General features: G+C 66.1%; 19 protein-coding genes. 9 read left to right on the plus strand and 10 right to left on the minus strand.

Going from position 1 to position 18,372, the window contains the following annotated elements:
- Window positions 1-13 precede the first annotated feature (13 nt).
- Window positions 14-952: a 2-hydroxyacid dehydrogenase gene (locus ACO2SS_RS10860; protein ID WP_423277823.1), complete on the plus strand. Its 939-nt coding sequence runs from the start codon at window positions 14-16 to the stop codon at window positions 950-952.
- A gap of 83 nt (window positions 953-1,035) precedes the next feature.
- Window positions 1,036-1,356 (plus strand): GCG_CRPN prefix-to-repeats domain-containing protein, encoded by a 321-nt coding sequence (locus ACO2SS_RS10865; RefSeq protein ID WP_423277654.1) that lies wholly within the window; start codon window positions 1,036-1,038, stop codon window positions 1,354-1,356.
- Window positions 1,357-1,398: 42 nt separating this feature from the next.
- On the opposite strand, the gene denD is transcribed toward ACO2SS_RS10865, so the two are convergent.
- The 4 genes from denD to rph all read right to left on the minus strand — a co-directional run bounded on the left by denD (window position 1,399) and on the right by rph (window position 5,169).
- Entirely contained in the window at window positions 1,399-2,385 is a 987-nt protein-coding gene (gene denD / locus ACO2SS_RS10870; protein ID WP_423277655.1) for a D-erythronate dehydrogenase, read from the minus strand.
- Between the two features lie 26 nt (window positions 2,386-2,411).
- Window positions 2,412-3,158 carry an SDR family oxidoreductase gene (locus ACO2SS_RS10875; RefSeq protein WP_423277656.1) on the minus strand — a complete coding sequence of 249 codons (747 nt, stop codon included), beginning with the start codon at window positions 3,156-3,158 and terminating at the stop codon, window positions 2,412-2,414.
- Between the two features lie 22 nt (window positions 3,159-3,180).
- The gene (locus ACO2SS_RS10880) at window positions 3,181-4,317 is read right to left on the minus strand and encodes a GNAT family N-acetyltransferase (protein WP_423277657.1); all 1,137 of its coding nucleotides are present in this window, start codon (window positions 4,315-4,317) and stop codon (window positions 3,181-3,183) included.
- Between the two features lie 135 nt (window positions 4,318-4,452).
- Window positions 4,453-5,169 (minus strand): ribonuclease PH, encoded by a 717-nt coding sequence (rph, locus tag ACO2SS_RS10885; RefSeq protein ID WP_423277658.1) that lies wholly within the window; start codon window positions 5,167-5,169, stop codon window positions 4,453-4,455.
- Window positions 5,170-5,282: 113 nt separating this feature from the next.
- On the opposite strand from rph, the gene hrcA reads away from it, so the two are divergent.
- Complete coding sequence (hrcA, locus tag ACO2SS_RS10890; protein WP_423277659.1) at window positions 5,283-6,371, plus strand: heat-inducible transcriptional repressor HrcA; 1,089 nt, start codon at window positions 5,283-5,285, stop codon at window positions 6,369-6,371.
- A gap of 37 nt (window positions 6,372-6,408) precedes the next feature.
- Here the strand turns inward: hrcA and ACO2SS_RS10895 are convergent, their stop codons facing one another.
- The 6 genes from ACO2SS_RS10895 to ACO2SS_RS10920 form a co-directional block, all read right to left on the minus strand.
- Entirely contained in the window at window positions 6,409-6,594 is a 186-nt protein-coding gene (locus ACO2SS_RS10895) for a hypothetical protein (protein ID WP_423277827.1), read from the minus strand.
- Window positions 6,528-7,355 carry a DUF6492 family protein gene (locus tag ACO2SS_RS10900; protein ID WP_423277660.1) on the minus strand — a complete coding sequence of 276 codons (828 nt, stop codon included), beginning with the start codon at window positions 7,353-7,355 and terminating at the stop codon, window positions 6,528-6,530. Before ACO2SS_RS10900 ends, ACO2SS_RS10895 begins: the two co-directional genes overlap by 67 nt.
- Entirely contained in the window at window positions 7,352-7,966 is a 615-nt protein-coding gene (locus ACO2SS_RS10905) for a hypothetical protein (RefSeq protein ID WP_423277661.1), read from the minus strand. The genes ACO2SS_RS10900 and ACO2SS_RS10905 overlap by 4 nt, the downstream gene beginning before the upstream one ends.
- A gap of 361 nt (window positions 7,967-8,327) precedes the next feature.
- Entirely contained in the window at window positions 8,328-10,061 is a 1,734-nt protein-coding gene (locus ACO2SS_RS10910) for a glycosyltransferase (protein WP_423277662.1), read from the minus strand.
- 35 nt (window positions 10,062-10,096) lie between these two features.
- A complete protein-coding gene (locus ACO2SS_RS10915) occupies window positions 10,097-11,059 on the minus strand; it encodes a glycosyltransferase family 2 protein (protein ID WP_423277663.1) in 963 nt (320 codons plus the stop codon).
- A gap of 209 nt (window positions 11,060-11,268) precedes the next feature.
- Window positions 11,269-11,931, minus strand: coding sequence for a class I SAM-dependent methyltransferase (locus tag ACO2SS_RS10920; protein ID WP_423277664.1), 663 nt, complete (start codon window positions 11,929-11,931; stop codon window positions 11,269-11,271).
- Window positions 11,932-12,254: 323 nt separating this feature from the next.
- On the opposite strand from ACO2SS_RS10920, the gene ACO2SS_RS10925 reads away from it, so the two are divergent.
- From ACO2SS_RS10925 to mnhG, 6 genes are read left to right on the plus strand one after another with little or no spacing between them, the layout of a single operon-like run.
- On the plus strand, window positions 12,255-15,209 hold the full coding sequence (locus ACO2SS_RS10925; protein WP_423277665.1) for a monovalent cation/H+ antiporter subunit A: 2,955 nt from the start codon (window positions 12,255-12,257) through the stop codon (window positions 15,207-15,209).
- Entirely contained in the window at window positions 15,209-15,553 is a 345-nt protein-coding gene (locus ACO2SS_RS10930) for a Na+/H+ antiporter subunit C (protein ID WP_423277666.1), read from the plus strand. Before ACO2SS_RS10925 ends, ACO2SS_RS10930 begins: the two co-directional genes overlap by 1 nt.
- The gene (locus ACO2SS_RS10935) at window positions 15,550-17,160 is read left to right on the plus strand and encodes a monovalent cation/H+ antiporter subunit D (RefSeq protein WP_423277667.1); all 1,611 of its coding nucleotides are present in this window, start codon (window positions 15,550-15,552) and stop codon (window positions 17,158-17,160) included. The genes ACO2SS_RS10930 and ACO2SS_RS10935 overlap by 4 nt, the downstream gene beginning before the upstream one ends.
- Window positions 17,157-17,645 carry a Na+/H+ antiporter subunit E gene (locus ACO2SS_RS10940; protein ID WP_423277668.1) on the plus strand — a complete coding sequence of 163 codons (489 nt, stop codon included), beginning with the start codon at window positions 17,157-17,159 and terminating at the stop codon, window positions 17,643-17,645. The genes ACO2SS_RS10935 and ACO2SS_RS10940 overlap by 4 nt, the downstream gene beginning before the upstream one ends.
- The gene (locus ACO2SS_RS10945; protein WP_423277669.1) at window positions 17,642-17,923 is read left to right on the plus strand and encodes a K+/H+ antiporter subunit F; all 282 of its coding nucleotides are present in this window, start codon (window positions 17,642-17,644) and stop codon (window positions 17,921-17,923) included. The genes ACO2SS_RS10940 and ACO2SS_RS10945 overlap by 4 nt, the downstream gene beginning before the upstream one ends.
- Window positions 17,920-18,351, plus strand: coding sequence for a monovalent cation/H(+) antiporter subunit G (gene mnhG, locus ACO2SS_RS10950; RefSeq protein WP_423277670.1), 432 nt, complete (start codon window positions 17,920-17,922; stop codon window positions 18,349-18,351). The genes ACO2SS_RS10945 and mnhG overlap by 4 nt, the downstream gene beginning before the upstream one ends.
- The last annotated feature ends 21 nt before the right edge of the window (window positions 18,352-18,372 follow it).

The raw sequence follows: 18,372 nt of genomic DNA on the forward strand, positions 1-18,372 counted from the left end.
CGTTCCGATCCTGATGCCCGCCCAGATGCCTGCCGTCGTCGTCGACGGCCTCGAGAACCAGTTTCGCCTTCTCAAGGTGTGGGAGGCACCCGACCGCGACGCCTTCATGCGGGAGGTTGCGTCCGAGGTGCGTGGCGTGGCGCTCGGCGGGCACACGAAGGTCGACGCTGCCTTCATGGATCGATTTCCGAAACTCGAGATCGTGTCGAGCTTCGGCGTCGGCTATGACTATATCGACGCAGCCGAGGCCGGCCGGCGCGGGATCATGGTGACCAACACGCCCGACGTCCTGACGGACGAGGTGGCGGACCTGACCGTCGGGCTCCTGATTGCGACGGTGCGGCAGCTGCCTCAGGTCGACCGGTACCTCCGCGAGGGCCGCTGGCTGGAGAAGCCGTATCCGCTCACGGCGACACTGCGCGGGCGAAAGGTCGGGATCCTGGGCCTCGGCCGGATCGGCAAGGCGGTCGCGAGGCGCCTCGAGGGCTTCGGCCTGCCGATCAGCTACCATGGTCGCAACAGGCAGGCGGACGTGTCCTACGACTACTATCCGACGCTTGCAGGTCTCGCGGAGGCGGTCGACATCCTGATCTCGGTCGCGCCGGGCAGTGCGGAGACGGACAAGATCGTCAATGCCGAGGTATTCCGCGCCCTCGGGCCCGACGGGATCTTCGTCAATGTCGGCCGCGGCAGTGTGGTGGACGAGCCCGCCCTGATCGAGGCGCTGCGGTCGAAGACGATCCTGAGCGCGGGCCTCGACGTTTTCGCCGATGAGCCGCGGGTATCGAAAGAGTTGATCGACATGGAACATGTCGTGCTCCTGCCGCATGTCGGCTCGGCCTCCGTCGAGACGCGACGCGCGATGGGCCAGCTCGTCGTCGACAACCTGGTCTCGTGGTTCGCCGGCAAGGGGCCGCTCACCCCCGTGGCGGAGACGCCGCACAGGCGCTGACCGGCTTCCGCTCTCGGAACCGAAGCCGGCCCTTGCTCTTTCTGGGGCAAGGGGCGGCATCACGCCACAAACGAGAGCGAAGGATGAGGAAGATGCTTCTTGGCGCTGCTGCGCTTGTTGCAGCAGGCCTCGCGAATGTCACGACGGCCGAAGCGGCACAGGGATGCGGGCGCGGCTTCGCCCGCGACGCATTCGGGTTCTGCCGTCCATTCTGGGGTCCGCGCCCTGTTTACAGGCCGTACGGCTGGTATGGAGGACCGCGCTATTACCGGCCGATCAGGTATGGCTGGTACGGCCCGCGCTACTACCGGCCGGCTCGGTATGGCTGGTCTGGGCCAAGATATTACCGTCCCTACCGGCCCCTCGCTCCGGCCGGTTTCGGGGTCTATCGCGCTCACTGGTGAGGCTTTGGCGAGCGGCGGCCGGGCGCCGCCGCTCGCTCCCGCTCAGCCCGGCAGCTTCCCGCCGAGTTCGTCCTCCACATAGACGCGGATGATCTCGTCGAAGCTCTGCTCGGCCTTGAAGCCGAGCGCTTCCGCGCGCTTCGGGTTGCAGCGCTCGGCCCAGCCCTTGACGATCCCCATCACCACCGGGTCGGGCTCGCGGCGGATGAGGCTGGCTACCCGATCGCCCGCGACGCGGCGCAGCGCCTCGATCTGATCGCCCACTGTGACCGAGAGGCCCGGCATCGTGAGGCTGCGCCGCGCGCCGAGCGGTTCGGTGTCCATTGTGGCGGCATGCATCAGGAAACCGATCGCGGCACGCGGGGACGCGTGCCAGTGCCGCACGCCCTCGCCCACGGGCAACACGGCCTCCTGCCCATTCAGCGGCTCGCGGATGATGCCGGAGAAGAAGCCGGACGCTGCCTTGTTCGGCTTGCCGGGCCGGACGCAGATCGTCGGAAGTCGAATTCCCACCCCGTCGAAGAACCCGCGCCGGGAATAGTCGGCGAGGAGCAGTTCACCGATGGCCTTCTGTGTGCCGTAGCTGGTCAGCGGCGTGAGGTGGAACTCGTCATAGATCCCGCCCTCAGGAAACGGCGCGCCGAAGACGGCGATCGACGAGGTGAAGACGAGCCGGGGCCTGTAGCCGCCGCCGACCAGCCGCACCGCCTCGAACAGGTCGCGCGTGCCATCGAGATTAACCCGATAGCCCTTCTCGAAATCGGCCTCCGCCTCTCCCGACACGATCGCGGCGAGGTGGAAGATGAGGTCCGGGCGGCTCGCGACGAGCGACGCCGCCTGCCCCGCTGCGGGCAGGTCCCCGGCGACGGTCTCGATGGCGACAGACCCGGACGCAGGCGCGACGGGCTCGACCACGTCGAACAGCGTCATGCGGCTGATGCCGCGCCCGCCGACCTCGCCGTCCGCCAGAAGCCGGTCGACGAGCTTGCGGCCGATCATTCCGGCCGCGCCAAGGATCAGGATGTGCATGCTGTGTCCGTCCTGCGCTTGCGGTCTCAGAGCGCGAAGCCGCCATCAGCGAGGTGGATCTGCCCGGTCGTGTAGCTCGACTCGTCCGAGGCCAGGTACACGGCGAGCCAGGCGATCTCCTCGGCGGTACCCAGACGGCCCATCGGCTGGCGGTCGATGAAGGCCTGCCGCACGGCCTCGGTGGACTGGCCGGAGGACTTGGCCTGGGCCGCGATCCGCTCGTCGAGCGAGGGGGACTGGATCGTGCCCGGACAGATCGCGTTCGCCCGGATGCCGCGCTTGATGAAGTCGGCCGCGACAGCCTTGGTCAGGCCGATCACGGCCGCCTTGGTCGTGCCGTAGACGTAGCGGTTCGGGATGCCGCGGACAGAGCTCGCACCCGAGGCGATGTTGACGATCGAACCCGCCCCCCTCTCGAGCATACCGGGCAAGTAGGCCTTGATGGTCCGGTGCATCGACCTGACGTTGAGGTCGAAGGAGAAATCCCACGCCCGGTCGTCGCATTCCAGGATCGTGCCGTGATGGACGAAGCCGGCCGCATTGACGAGGATGTCCAGCGGGCCGGTCTCCCGCGCCAGGTTCTCGACGGCTTCAGTCGAGAGCACGTCGAGCTTGCGAAGCTCTGCACCGGCAAGCCCTTCGAGCTTTGCCGTCTCGAGATCCGTCGCCCATACCTTGGCGCCCTCGCGCACGAAGGCCTCAGCGATTGCCCGGCCGATCCCCTGCCCCGCCGCCGTGACCAGCGCGGTCTTGCCCTCGAGCCTTCCGGCCATGTCGTTCTCTCCCGCTGTCGATCTATTGTTCTAAGTGCTTGATCATGTGGACGATCTGTCGCCCGTCCGGCAGCTCTTCCGTCCGCTCGATCGCATAGCCGCGACGCCGGTACCATTCGACGTTCTTCGTGAGGACCGAGCCCGTGTAGAGGCGCAGTGCCCTAAGGCCGAGCTCCCGGGCTCGCGCCTCCGCGGCGGAGAGGAGCTTCCGGCCGATTCCTAGGTTTTGCCGCGACGGCTCGACCGAAACGCTCCACACCTCGAGGTCGTCGGCTCGCGGATCGAGCGCCAACGTCCCCGCGATCCCGCGTTCGTCCTCGAGGAGCCATGTCTCGTAGCGCGACAGGACCTCGTCTGGCGGAATGAGCAGCGGCAGCGGCTCGCGGCCGAGCATCCCGCGGTTCCAGGCGAAGGCGGCCCGGTGCACCGCATCGAACGCCTCCAAGTCCTCCGGCCGCGCCCGCTGCAGCAAGGTGCCCCCATCCTGGAGCTTCGTCGCATTGAAGGTGGCGAGGCTGACCTTCTGGCGACCCTGCAGGTCGAAATTCGCCGGGTCGAGCCAGCGCTCGAACGAGCGCTTCCGGGCCGGCCATTCCTCTTCGGTTATCGAGAACCAGGCCGTGTCGCGCGACCGGCCCTTGACGATCATGTGGTTCCGAAAGGTCCCTTCATAGGTAAAACCATAGCGCTCCGCGGCCCGCCTCGAGGGCGTATTGAGGGCGTTGCACTTCCACTCGTAGCGGCGATAGCCGAGCTCCTCGAAGGCATGCCGCGCCATGAGGTACATGGCCTCCGTCCCGGCTATGCTCCGCTGCAGGGCCGGGGTGTAAAGGATGTTGCCGACCTCGACGACACGCTGCGCGGGCTCGATCCGCATGTAGGTCGCGTGCCCGACCGCCTCGCCCGAGGCCTTGTCGATGATGGCCAGCGCAAAGGGATCAGTCGAAGCCGCCATTCCGGCCGCCAGCAGCCGGAAAGTCTCCGGATCCCTCGGAGGCGCGGGAGAGAGGTAAAGATAAAGCGCGTCGGGATCTCCGCTCTGGACATGCCGGAAGATTGAATCGGCGTGCCGGTCGGCGTCGAGACGTTCCAGTATGACCGAGCGACCCTCGAGGCACAGGGCGGGGGGCGGCCTCTGAGCGGGGGTTGCGGAGATCACTGGCCCAATCGGCCGATCGGTTTCCTTGTCGATGACCGCCCGCAACTTCGCCTCGCTGCTCTGCAGGGCGACACTAGATGACTCTCGGCCCCGATTGAACCGTCTTCAACCAGGGCCGGCCCGCCGCGCCGGGTTTCAGCGGGCGAGAGCCGCTTTCTGGAGCGCGACGAGTTCGGTGCAACCACCCTTTGCCAGCTTGAGCAGCGAGAGCAGTTCCTCCTCGCTGAAAGGCTTGCCTTCCGCGGTGCCCTGGATTTCCACGATGCCGCCGGAACCGGTCATCACGAAATTGGCGTCGGTTTCCGCGGCCGAATCCTCCACGTAGTCCAGGTCGATCACCGGGGCGCCCCCATGGATGCCGCAGGAGATGGCCGCGATATGGTCCTTCATCGGATCGACCGAGATGATCGAACGCTCGCGCATCCAGGCGAAGCAATCGTGCAGGGCGATCCAGGCTCCCGTGATGGAGGCCGTGCGCGTGCCCCCGTCGGCCTGGATGACGTCGCAGTCGATCGTCACCTGCCGCTCACCGAGCGCCGCAAGGTTGACCACGGCCCGGAGCGAGCGCCCGATGAGCCGCTGGATCTCCTGCGTCCGCCCCGAAGGCTTGCCCGACGTGACCTCGCGGCGGGTCCGTTCATGCGTGGCCCGCGGCAGCATGGCGTATTCGGCCGTCACCCAGCCGCGGCCGGAGCCGCGCAGCCAGGGCGGGCCACGCTCCTCGAGGGAGGCCGTGCAGAGCACCTTGGTGTTGCCGAAGGAAACGAGGCACGACCCTTCCGCGTAGCGCGCCACATTGCGCTCCAGCGTCACTGGCCTGAGTTCGTCCGGTCGGCGCCCTGAAGGCCGCATCCTGTTCTCCTTGGGGGAATGCGGAGGTCCTTACGGGCTAGGCCCGCGGGCGGCAAGCCGCAGGCCGAAACCCTTGCGAAAGCCGGGGCCGGTCGACACATAATGGCGCTGACATGAACGCACCGATCGTCCCGCCCTCGGCGCAGGCTCGCGCGCTCGCGGAGCTGAACGAGCGCTCGCGCGAGATCTTCCGCCAGATCGTGGAGAGTTATCTCGCGACCGGGGAGCCCGTCGGCTCCAAGAACATAGCCCGCATGCTGCCGATGACGCTGTCTTCGGCCTCTGTCCGCAACGTGATGTCGGATCTGGAGCAGGCCGGGCTGATCTTTGCGCCGCACACCAGCGCTGGCCGGCTGCCGACGCAGTCCGGGCTGCGCTTCTTCGTCGATGCCCTTCTCGAAATCGGCGACGTGGCCGCGGACGAGCGCGACCGCATCGAATCGCAGATGCGTGCTGCCGCGTCGCGGCACACCTTCGAAACGGCGCTCGCGGAAGCTTCGTCCATGCTCTCTGGCGTGTCTCGGGGTGCGGGGGTGGTGGTCACGACGAAAACGAACGCCCGGCTCAAGCACATCGAGTTCGTGCGACTGGATCCCGGCCGGGCACTCGTCGTGCTGGTTTCGGATGACGGCTCGGTCGAGAACCGCCTGCTCGATCTTCCGCCCGGTCTGCCGGTCTCGGCCCTAGTGGAGGCGTCGAACTATCTCAACGCCCGCATTGCCGGGAGGACGCTGTCCGAGTTGCGCCACGACCTGCAGCAGCGCCGGGCCGAGATGGAGCAGGAACTCGACCAGCTCACGGCCCGACTTGTGGAGGCGGGACTTGCCACCAGCATTGGCGCCGGCAATGGCCGCCAACTCATCGTCCGCGGTCAGGCGAACTTGCTCGAAGACCTCCGCGCAGCCGAGGACCTGGAGCGTATCCGGCTCCTCTTCGCCGATCTGGAGACGCAGACGGATGTCGCCGATCTTCTGACGCGCGCCGACGAGGGCGAGGGAGTGCGCATCTTTATAGGTTCGGAGAACCGGCTGTTCTCGCTGTCGGGCTCCTCCATGATCGCCGCTCCCTTTCGCGACGGGCAGCAGCGAGTCGTTGGAGCGGTGGGCGTGATCGGCCCCACCCGGCTGAACTACGCCCGTATTGTACCCATGGTCGATTTCACGGCCCGGGTCGTCTCTCGGCTGCTGGACGGCGGGCGCTGACGTCCCGGTCTGCGGCGCTCTGCCGCTCGACCGTGCGCTATTTAGCGATCGCCTCGACGTCCGACTTCATCCTGGCGAGGAGGGCCATGCCTTCCTCGGTGGAGAGAAGGCCTTTTCGCGCCCACATCGCCGCGATCGCGAGAGCCTGGACCTGGCTCAGTTTGAGGGCGGCGCGCCAGTGGAGACCGAAAGACAGCGTCTCCGGCTTCGACACGCGGTCCATAAGCGTTGCCCACCTGGGCTCCGAGGAAAGAACGTCCGCAAACAGAACGAAGTTTTCCTCTGAGCCGACACTATACAGCTCCTCAAGGCTTCCATCCCGCGAGAGCAGAAGAAAGCCGTAATAGGTGAAGAACTCCGTGACGCCCTGTGCCGCCTTTTCTCCAGGTAATCGTTGATCGATCCTCTCCCCTCCGCCCCAAGATGGGCGGAGAGCAGGGACACGGTACGCGTGTGGAGGGGCAGAGGGGTCGTCGTGGGGAACCCCCTCTCCAGATACTCATCCGCCTCGCGCCCGAACTCCCGCAGCGAGGCTCGCAGGAACGGCTCCATGTGCCCGCGATGCCTCTGCAACGCGATCCGCCCTCGCCCATCCTCCTGGACAAAGTCGCGCGTCGAAAACGGCCTCAGGAAATGGTTCTTCGCGTCGAGAACCACATACCAGTCCGTCGATACGAGCCGATGGACCTCGAGCTTGAGGATTTGCTGCGAGCGCCATCCCCAGGTGCGGTCCAGTTCGGGCACGACGGCAGAGAAGGGCAGAACGTCGAACCGAAGGCCTGGGGTCGTCGGGACGCGATCGATGGCGGCCTTAGCCTCGCGAGCCAGGGACACATCGGCGCCGTTCGCGATGACCAAGCATCGAGCGGATTGCATCGATGCGCCGAAGGTCGCCATGGAGCGAAGCTGGAGTTCCAGAAAGGCGAGATCTCGCCGGCAGACGATCGTGACGTAGGTCAACGCGTCGCCGGCTTCGCGCGTCATCGTTCGAGGGCTGGCAGCTTCACATGCGGGCGTTGGGCGTAGACCTTCGCACCCGACGGAATGTCGAAGTTCACGACGGCATTGGGGCCGATGGTGACGTCGTCGCCAATAGTGATCCCGCCCGCCACCACGGCCCCGACCAGGATCGCCACACGGTTGCCTATGGTGGGCCGCTGCCCGTGGGCCCAGCCGATCGTGACGTTATGTGAAACGAAAAAGTCGGACCCGATCGACTCCGCCGAAACCCGGGCATTGTGGCCGTGCTGGATGCGGCAGCGAGGCCCTATCGATCCGGCGCGGAGATGCAGTTCTGTCGCTCTCGGAGCTGTCGGCACGGCCCCAGCGATTTGAACGAGGGTCGGATCGCCGTGGCAGCGATAGTCGAAGAGGCTGCGAAACTCGGGGAGCTTTCGAAAAAGAAGCCTGAAATGCTCGTCCGGCTTCCGGTCGTGGACTGGATCTGATCCCAGCTCCTTGGCGTACCAAGTGTCGCCCCCGTACCACTTCGCCCAGCAGCGCGTGTCCTGGGTGATCGTCTGGCTCTCATCCACAAGCCGGGGGGCAAGCAGATCGAGCAGGTCAGACACGGAGGCGATCTGCGCACCCTTCATGATGTCCGCAAACCTCCATTGCGAGAGGGTCCCAGCCTGCGCCGGGCAGGATAGAAAGCCCGGCGTTTCACGCGATGGCTCCCCAAAGCCGATCCCATCCCTGGTTCAGGTCGTGAAGCTCCGTTAGCTCCTCTTTGAGCCCGCCGGTCGAGTGGCGGTAGCTCTCGAACGTGCCAGCGATATGAGGCGCGATCTCCGCAACCTCGCGAGCACCCGGCCGGCGCAGGCACAGACCGTGGGAATCGCTGAGCAGGAGCAGGTGCCTGACGCATGCCCAGGCCAATGTATCCTCTCCGATCAGAACCCACCGGGCACTCCTCGCTCGTCCGGAATACTGGAACAGATCGGTCGAGTACTCGCCTTATGCCGGCATCTCGTAGAGCGAGGCCGCTCTGCCATTCCGGCCGAGGTGGGCGATGATCTGTGCAGCGAGCGCCCGGTCCTGCTTGGAGGCATCGTGCTGCAGGGCGACCACGAACTCGGCCTGCGGCACGCTCTCTCCGCCCTGCACCGCGACGGGCACATAGCGCAGCGGAGCAAGGTCGAACAGGCGAGGCCCCTCGCCTTCTGCGGCTTGCCTTAGGCGGAATCCCGTCCGGAATTCGTGGAGGGGAGCGAGCGCGAAAACGGTCGATCCAGGATGGCACGCAGCCTTGATCTCATCCGCGATGGCCCGCTCCTCGGCCGCGCAGAGCACGGCCGCCGCCCGGCACGTCTTCGAGAGCGCAACGACTTCTGAGGCGACGTCGTCCCGGGCGATCTTGATGAACTCGACATCGGCAAAGATGCGGCTCGGATCCGGCGTGCCTCTCCCTGTGTAGGCGATGACCACGCCAGCGATGTGGCTCAGGAACTCGATCGCCTGGCAGGCGAACTCGTCGACGAAGCAGGCGCGATACCAGATGTCGCGATCCACGATCACGTAGATCCGCCGAACGCGCTCGCCGATGATAGCCCCAAGCTCGGCGAGGCCCTTCCGGGCATTATGGGCGGCCGCCGCCGCGGCAGACTTGGCTGCGGTCCGAAGCTCTGCCAGCGGGATACGCCCGTCCGCGATCTCGAACAGAGTGTCCACAACCTCTTCGAGGTCATGAAGGTGCTGAGTCGGATGATACGGCGTGAACCCGTCGAATGCGTTCTCCGTCGCCACCACCGGTTTGCCGTGGGCGAGCGCCTCCCCGACCTTGATCTTGATCCCCGTCGAGAACCGCAAAGGCGCCACGACGATGTCGACCTCCGCGTAGAACGCCTCGACCGATGGGACCCGGCCACGCAGCTCGAGCCATTCGCCCCTCGGGGAGAGGCTGTCGCAAACGTTCCCGACGACCACCAGCCGCAGGGTGCCCGACAGGATTCGAGGGTCCTCCGCCAGGAGGCCGACGAAGGCCCGCATGTTGACCGCGTTCACCGAGTTGGCTGCACCGATGAACCCCACCGAGAGCGCCTTCCCCTTTGGCCGCGACCGTTCTTCCTTCGACCGTGAGCGGGTAGCCGGCTTCCAGTACGGGATGGAGACCACGCGCGCCGAAGTGCGGGACCTGAACGTCTGCGCCTCCGTCTTCTTGATTCCGATCACGACATCGGCGCGGTCGAACGCTACCGCCTCCTCAATCTCGTTCGTGTAGAAGTACTCGGGCGCGACGCCGAACTTCTCGAACATCTCACGACGGCCGGCAAACGCATCATGGCTGTCGAGGATCTTCAACGTGCCGGCGGGGCAGAACTCGAAGCCCCGACTCAGAAAGGGATAGTTCACGAGAAAGATGTCGAAGCGCTTGCGCCTAAACAGCCACTCGAGTTCGACCGCGATGTTTTCGTCCCACCATTCATCTATGTCATGGTGGTGGCGAGCCGCCCGAGAATGAAGCGGGCGCGAATTTCCCACTACGTCGAAGTAGAAGAACATCGACTGGAGACATTTGTAATAAGCGGGGATCTCCTTCTCCCAGTCCCGGTCCATCGGGTAGAGTAGAAACGACACCTCGAAGCCGCGGCTGGCCAGGAAATCGTACGTCTGGCGAACGCGATTGCGGTTGCCATAATCCGCCGGGACGGGAGGCGTCGGAGAGAGAATCAGCGCTGTGGGACGTCTCATCGAGGCTCAGACCGCGAGCGCGCAGCCAGGCTCGCTTACGCCGAGGAGCGCAAGGAAGCCGCGCCCCGCTCCTCGCGCAGCAGGAGACGCGCAAGGGCCTCCACGGCGGACAGTCTCAGTTGGAACTCCTCCTTGGTCGCCGAACCCGCAAAGAAGCTCTCGAACTTTCGCCGTCTGATTGGCAACGACGAGAAGAAGCGCTCGATAGTCCGCTCGTCCGATGATCGGTCGCCCGATCCGGCCTCCGAAGAGGAGAGAAGGTCCGAGACAGCCTGCCAGGACGCCCGTCGCACGAACCAGTCCTGGTTGAGCCTGTCGGCATGGACGCGGTGTCGCACACGCATATTCGGCGAATAGACGGAGGTGTAGCCGAGAGCGCTCAGCTTCTTCGTCAGCGCAAGTTCCTCGTTCGACAGCAGCGATCTTCCGATCCTGCCGATGGCGGTGTCGAACCCGCCTGCCCGTTGGAGCACCTCGCGCGGCAGTGCCATGTTCGTCCCGGCCACCCACTCCGCCGGGCCAAGCTCGCGGAGGTCAGGCCCGCGATCGAGGATCGTAAGATAGCCTTCCTGCCACTCGTGCAGCCAGGCCGGGCGCCGTTCCGGCCAGATCGGCTCCACAGGCCCACCGACAATCCCGACCTTCGGCCGTTCGTCCAGAACCGTAACGGCGGCCTCGAGCCATCCAGGGCTCGCCACAGCATCATCGTCCAGGAAGGCGATGTGTCGCCCCCTCGCCTCCTCGAGACCGATGTTGCGCGCGCGGGACAGGCCCGGCTCGTCTTCAAACACGGCCCGGCACTCGCAGGCGAGGTGCAACCCCTCCCAGAACCGCTCCTTTTTTTCGGACGAGGGTGAGTTGTCGACGACAACAAGTTCGTACTGCTCCTTCGGGAGCGTCTGCTGTTCAAGCGACCGCAGTGCCTCGACAAGGACGTCGTACCGATCGTAAGTGCAGATGACTGCCGTGATAGATGGTGGATTTGAGCAGTCCGACATCGTCAGATCTTTGAGCAAGCCGGGCGTATGAGCATCATAAGATGACAATATCTCTGAAACGATTTGCGCCCGGCCGGGGTCATGTGGGCCCACAAACATTCGCCGCAATGCACGCTCTCAGAATAGCGCTGCATCGACAATGTCTGATTTGAGCGCGACGCGTCATACTTAAGCACAATAACCTCGCCCTCCCTTGGAACGAAGAAAACTCACAGCAACAATACCGCCCCTTCAAAGAGCACCTGACCCAAGCTCGATCGCCTCAGCTCATCCTCGATGCCAGCCTGATACGCCTTGTTCTTCACGGCGGCTGCCCAGAGATCGAGACCCGAACCGGCGGTGACCCTGACGGCCTCGAACCCGGCCTCCATCAAGTCGGATGCGAGGCGCTCGGCTGTGAATCCGGTCCGGTGGGCCATGTACTCGTTGCCGGCACGTATCGACGCCTGGTGTCCGAAGATCATGTCGAGGGCCGATATCGGGCCGGCTGGCGAGACATAGACGGGCGCCTCCACATCGAGGCGCGACATGCTGCGGCAGATTGCTTCGAGACTGGGGCAGGTTATCAGGGCAAAGCCGCCCGGTCGGAGGATCCGCTTGATCTCCTTCAGCGCAGGCCCGACCTCGTGATCATGCAGGTGCTCGAGGTTGTGTGAGGACCACACGGCATCGAATGTCTCGTCCGCGATGAGGGTCGTCATATCGGCGACCGAACCGAGCAGGTCTGGCTCGGCGGCGGGGTTCGCGTCGAGCCGGACGTGCTCCCAGGACCTCGAAGCGAAGATCGGGTGGAGTCGGGACGGCTTCGGACCCGAACCGGCGTTGAGGACACGCCGGACGACAGGGCGCGAGTTCCGCCTGATGATCTTCACGGCCGGCATACGATCCTGCCCGACTGCTCGCCACGTGTGCCGGATTGTCGCGAAGGTTCTCGCGGCGGGCAAGGCTGGCCCGGGCGGGTCCGGCTCTCGGCTATCTCCTTCAGCCGCGCTGGCTCAGCGCTCTGCCGCGTTCCTGGCGGCCCTGGCGGTGGTTGGGCTGCCCGCCCGGCGCGGGAGCCCCACCTCATCCACCGCCCTGCAGGACCCACCTCATGCGGAATGCGGATCTTCAAGCGCCATAAGGGCTTTCCCCACGAGACTCTCCCCGCTTAAAGGGTATCCGAGCCCGTTCGAGACCCGACCCTGCAGGAGTTATGCCCGACTCGTTTCTTCTCCTTCTGCTCGTTCTCCCGTTCGCGGGTGCGATCGTCGCCGGGCTCCTGCCCACCTATTCCCGGAATGCCGCATCCTGGCTCGCCGGAGCCGTCGCCGTGGGCTGCCTGGCGGTGATCTGGGGAGCGTTCCCGGCCGTGCACTCGGGCTCGATGGTGCGGTACGAAGCGGCGTGGATGCCCTCGCTCGGGCTCAACTTCACTTTGCGCTTGGACGGGCTGGCTTGGCTTTTCGCGGGGCTGGTCGCCGGTATCGGCGCGCTCGTCGTGCTCTACGCGCGGTACTACATGTCGGCGGAGGACCCCGTTCCGCGGTTCTTCGCGTTCCTCCTCGCTTTCATGGGCTCCATGCTCGGCGTGGTCACGTCGGGCAACCTGATCCAGATCGCCTTCTTCTGGGAGCTGACGAGTCTCTTCTCATTCCTGCTCATCGGCTACTGGCATCAGAGCGCCGCAGCCCGAGACGGCGCGCGCATATCCCTGACGATCACGGCCACGGGCGGCCTCGCGCTCTTTGCGGGTATGCTGATCCTCGGCCACATCGCGGGCAGCTATGATCTGGCCACGGTGCTCTCGGAAGGCGACCGGATCCGCGCGCACCCGCTCTATCTGCCCGCTCTGATCCTCATCCTGCTTGGCGCTCTCACGAAGAGCGCTCAGTTCCCCTTCCACTTCTGGCTGCCGCACGCGATGGCGGCGCCGACGCCTGTTTCCGCCTATCTGCATTCTGCGACGCTGGTGAAGGCAGGCGTGTTCCTCCTGGCTCGCCTCTGGCCGGTTCTCGCCGGGACGGACGCGTGGTTCTGGATCGTGGGAACAGCGGGGCTCGTGACCCTCGTCCTCGGCGCCTACATCGCCATCTTCCAGCACGACTTGAAGGGTCTTCTCGCCTATTCCACCATCAGCCATCTCGGCTTGACCACGCTCCTGCTCGGGCTTGGCACCAAACTCGCGCTTGTCGCTGCCATCTTCCACATGATGAACCATGCGACCTTCAAGGCGTCGCTCTTCATGGCGGCCGGGATCGTGGATCACGAGACCGGCACCCGGGACATCCGCAAGCTCTCCGGGCTGAGTCGCTACATGCCGTTCACGTCGGCCCTCGCGATGGTCGCGGCGGCAGCAATGGCGGGAGTGCCGCTCCTCAACGGGTTCCTGTCGAAGGAGATGTTCTTCGCGGAGGCGCTTTCCGCACCCTCTCCCGTTCCCTTGCTGCTGGACGTCCTCCCCCTTTTCGCGGTCATCGCCAGCGCTTTCAGCGTGACCTATTCGCTCCGGTTCATCCACGGCGCCTTCTTCGGACCCGACCCGGTCGACCTGCCGCGCCAACCGCACGAGCCCCCCGGCTGGATGCGGCTGCCGATCGAAATCCTGGTCCTGATCTGCATCGTGGTCGGCATCTTCCCGGCCGCGACCGTCGGCCCATTCCTCCACATGGCTGTCCAGTCAGTCCTCGGGCCAGCGACGCCGGAATACAGCCTGGCGCTTTGGCACGGCTTCAATCTTCCACTCCTGATGAGCGTCGTCGCTCTCGTGGCTGGCGCATTGCTCTACCTTGCGCTACAGCCTCATCTCCTAAAGGGGATCGAGGGCCCGCCGCTGATCCGCGCCTTTGAAGGCAGGCGGATCTTCGAGCGCACGATGGTGTTCCTGTCCTGGCGGCTCGCCCGTTCGGCGGAGCTTGTCCTCGGCACCCGTCGCCTGCAGCCCCAGCTGCGGCTGATCCTCTGCCTCACGCTGCTGGCCGGTGTCTCGGCCGTCGCGCTGCGCGGCCTCGGACCGGGCAATCTGCCGTCTGCGGCCGTCGATCCCGTCCTCGCCGCGGCCTGGGCGGTCGGCGGCATCTGCGCGCTCGGCGCGGCCTGGACGGCGAAGTTTCACCGCCTGGCGGCACTGCTCCTTGTCAGCGGGGCGGGGCTCGTTACCTGCCTCACCCTGATCTGGTTCTCCGCGCCGGACCTTGCGCTGACGCAGCTCCTCGTCGAGGTCGTCACGACAGTCCTGCTGCTTCTCGGGCTGCGCTGGCTGCCGAAGCGCTTCCAGGTTCCCGGCAGCGCGGGGCCGGAGAGGATCTCGCGCACGCGCCGCTTCATCGATCTCGCAATCGCGGTCCTGTGCGGACTGAGCATGGCCGCGCTCGCCTATGGCGTGATGACGCGCCTGCCGCCGGACGTCCTGGCCCAGCACTTCCTGGAGCGAGCCTACAATGAAGGTGGCGGCACGAATGTCGTGAACGTCATCCTCGTCGATTTCCGCGGCTTCGATACGATGGGCGAGATCACCGTCCTCGCCGCGGTCGCGCTGACTGTCTACGCGCTTCTTCGGCGCTTCCGGCCGGCGCCGGACAGTGTCGAGACGCCCGAGCAGCAGCGGGACCAGAGCGCGCACGATGAGGCGCGGCCGGACCGGAGCGAAGGCGACACGGTCGCCGACTGGCTCCTTGTCCCCTCCGTGATCGCGCGGCTGCTCTTCCCGGTCATCACGCTCGTGGCGATCTACCTTCTCCTGCGCGGCCACGATCAGCCGGGCGGCGGATTCGTCGCGGGCCTGACGGCATCCATCGGCCTGATCCTGCAATACATGACGAGCGGGACCCAGGTCGCGGAAGCCCGCGTGCAGGTTCACCCCCTGCGCTGGATGGGCTTCGGCCTGCTGCTTTCGGCAGGAACCGGGCTTGCGGCATGGTTCTTCGGGCGCCCCTTCCTGACGTCCTACTTCAACTATGCGGAGATCCCTCTGGTCGGAAAAATGCCGGTTGCGAGCGCGCTCCTCTTCGACATCGGCGTGTTCATGCTGGTCGTCGGGGCGACGGTGCTCATCCTGATCGCGCTGGCGCACCAATCCCTGCGCGGCCATCGCGCGGTGCCCCGGCGCCCCGCGCGGGCGCCCGAGCTGGCGGATGTACCCACTCCGGTGATCGCCTCGGGAGGACAGTGATGGAGGCCATCGTCTCCCTGGCAATCGGAATCCTGGCCGGCTCCGGCGTCTGGCTCCTGCTCAGGCCACGGACCTTCCAGGTCATCATCGGCCTCTCGCTGCTGTCCTATGCGGTGAACCTCTTCATCTTCTCGACAGGGGGCCTGCGCATCGGCGAGCCACCTATCCTCGCGCGAGGTGAGGCGGGCACTCTCGCAACCTATGCCGATCCGCTGCCTCAGGCGCTCGTCCTGACTGCTATCGTCATTAGCTTTGCGACGACGGCGCTCTTCCTGGTGGTTCTCCTAGCTGCGCGGGGCCTCACCGGCACCGACCACGTCGACGGCCGGGAGCCCGAGCGATGACCTCCTGGACCGACCACCTGACGGTCCTCCCGATCGTCGTTCCGCTCGTCGCGGGGATCTTGGCCATCCTGCTCGGCGAGCGCCGCCGCAACCTGGTGACCGGGCTCGGCATCGTCTCCGTGCTGCTGCTCGTCGCCCTCAGCATTGCCCTGGTGCGTATCGCCGACGGCAGCGAAGCGGGGATCGTGCGCGTCTACCGCCTTGGAAACTGGCCCGCCCAGTTCGGGATCGTACTGGCGCTTGACCGCCTGTCGGCCCTGATGGTGTTGCTCACCAGCCTTCTCGGCATGGCGGCGCTGGTCTTCTCGATCGCCCGCTGGAACCGCGCCGGATCCCATTTCCAGCCGCTGTTCCAGTTCCAGCTTATGGGGATCAACGGTGCGTTCCTGACCGGCGACCTCTTCAACCTCTTCGTCTTCTTCGAGGTGATGCTCGCCGCCTCCTACGGCCTTGCCCTGCATGGCTCCGGCGCGGCGCGCGTCAGGGCAGGCCTGCACTACATCGTCATCAATCTCACGGCGTCGCTGCTCTTCCTGATCGGCGTCAGCATGATCTACGGCGTCAGCGGGACGCTCAACATGGCTGACCTCGCGGTTCGGATACCGGCGGTTGCGCCGGAAGACCGTGCTCTCGCGGAGACGGGCGCCGCGATCCTGGGCATCGCGTTCTTGATCAAGGCGGCGATGTGGCCCGTCGGTTTCTGGCTGCCGCCCACCTACGCTGCCGCGAGCCCGCCCGCGGCCGCCGTGCTGTCCATCCTGAGCAAGGTCGGCATCTACGCCGTCCTTCGGCTCTGGCTCATGCTGTTCGGCGACGATGCCGGCGCCTCTTCCGGCTTCGGAGGAGCTTGGCTCTTTATCGGTGGCCTCCTCACGCTCGCTTTCGGCTCGATCGCAGTCCTCGCCTCCCAGAACATGGCCAGGGTCGCCGGGGCCAGCGTCCTCGTCTCGTCGGGCACGCTGCTCGCTGCCATCGGGGCGGGCCACGTCTCCGCGACGGGGGGCGCGCTGTTCTATGTTGCCAGCGCAGTCCCGGCGATCGGCGCCTTCTTTCTTCTCATCGAACTGGTCGAGCGAGGTCGGGAGCCGGGCGCCGACATCCTCGCCGTGACCCGCGAGGCCTTCGGCACAGACGAAGAAGAGGAGCGGGAGGAGGAAGTCGGTGTCGCCATTCCGGCCACCGCAGCCGTCCTCGGGATCGGCTTCATAGCCTGCGCGCTGCTGCTCGCCGGGCTGCCGCCACTGTCTGGCTTCCTGGCGAAATTCGCGATCCTCTCCCCCCTCATGTCGGGACCGGACGCGATCTCCATCGGTACCTGGGTGCTGGTCTGCGCTTTCATCCTCTCCGGCCTCGCGACGGTGATCGCGATGACGCGCATCGGCATCGACGTGTTCTGGGCGGCGCCGGCCGCTTCGGTGTCTCGAGTGCGGGTTGTCGAGATAGGCCCGGTCGTATTCCTTATCGCCTTGTGTACCGCCCTGACGGTCCGGCCGGCTCCAGTCATGGCCTATATGGAGGCGACGGCCCGCAGCCTGCACGCGCCACGAGACTACGTCCGCGCCATCTTCCCCGATGCCCGCATCCCAGAACCGGGAGCACCGAGGTGAGGGTCTGGCTGCAATATCCGCTCATCCTGGCCGGCCTGTTCGGGATGTGGCTCATCCTGAACGAGAGCGTGGCGCCGGGGACGGTGATCCTCGGCGTGGCGGCCGCCCTGCTGGCAAGCTTCGCGCTCTCCGCCCTGCCCCCGCCGCGGACGAGGCTCCGGCGGATCGGTATGGCCGTGGGGCTGGCGTGGGACGTGGCGGTCGAGATCGTCCGTTCCAACAATGCGGTTGCCCGCATCATCCTCGGCCCGGGAGCCAGCGAGCGCCGCTCCGGCTTCGTCCGTGTCCCGCTCGACATGCGCCATCCCACCGGGCTGACGGTACTCGCCTGCATCATAACGGCGACCCCTGGCACGGTCTGGGTCGAGTATGATTCGGCGGAGGGAACGATGCTCCTCCACGTGCTCGATCTTGTGGACGAGGAGGAATGGGTCAGGATCATCAAGGAAAGGTATGAGCGCCGGCTGATGGAGATCATCGCATGACAACGACGATCCTCGACTGGTCGGTCTTTGCGGCGCAGATCATCCTGACGGCCGCCATGGCCTGCGCGACCTACCGGATTCTGCGCGGCCCGCGTGCTCAGGATCGCGTTCTGGGCCTCGACACGTTGTACGTGAATGCGACGATGCTCCTCCTGGTCTTCGGCATCCGCACGGCGAGCCAAGTCTATTTCGAGGCGGCGCTCATCATCGCCATGCTGGGCTTCGTGTCGACCGCGGCCTCGGCGAAGTTCCTCATGCGCGGCGAGATCATCGAGTGACGAACGCCGTCGACATCCCGGCCTGGGCCGCGCTGCTCGTCTCCATCCTCATCTTGACCGGGTCGGCTCTCGCCCTGATCGGGTCGGTCGGGATGCTGCGCCTTCGCTCGTTCTACCAGCGCGTCCACGCGCCGACGCTGGGCACGACGCTCGGCATCGGGAGCGTGCTCGCGGGATCCATGGTGTTCTTCTCCGCGCTAGGATCTCGCCCCGTCGTCCACGAGGTGCTGATCGGGGCCTTCGTCTTCATCACGACGCCTGTCACCCTGATGCTCCTGACCCGCGCTGCGCTCTATCGTGACCGGGCGGAGAACAACGCCGATGTCCCTCCCGTGCCCGCGGTGGCCGCCGATCCGGCGTCCGGCGAAGGCCGGCACGCCGCCATAGCAGGCGAGCCCGATCCGGCCGGGCCGCGGTCTCCTCCCTGATTGGGATTCGAAGCAGCGGCC

This window comes from Enterovirga sp. CN4-39 (assembly GCF_049446235.1).
Classification (GTDB): domain Bacteria; phylum Pseudomonadota; class Alphaproteobacteria; order Rhizobiales; family Beijerinckiaceae; genus Enterovirga.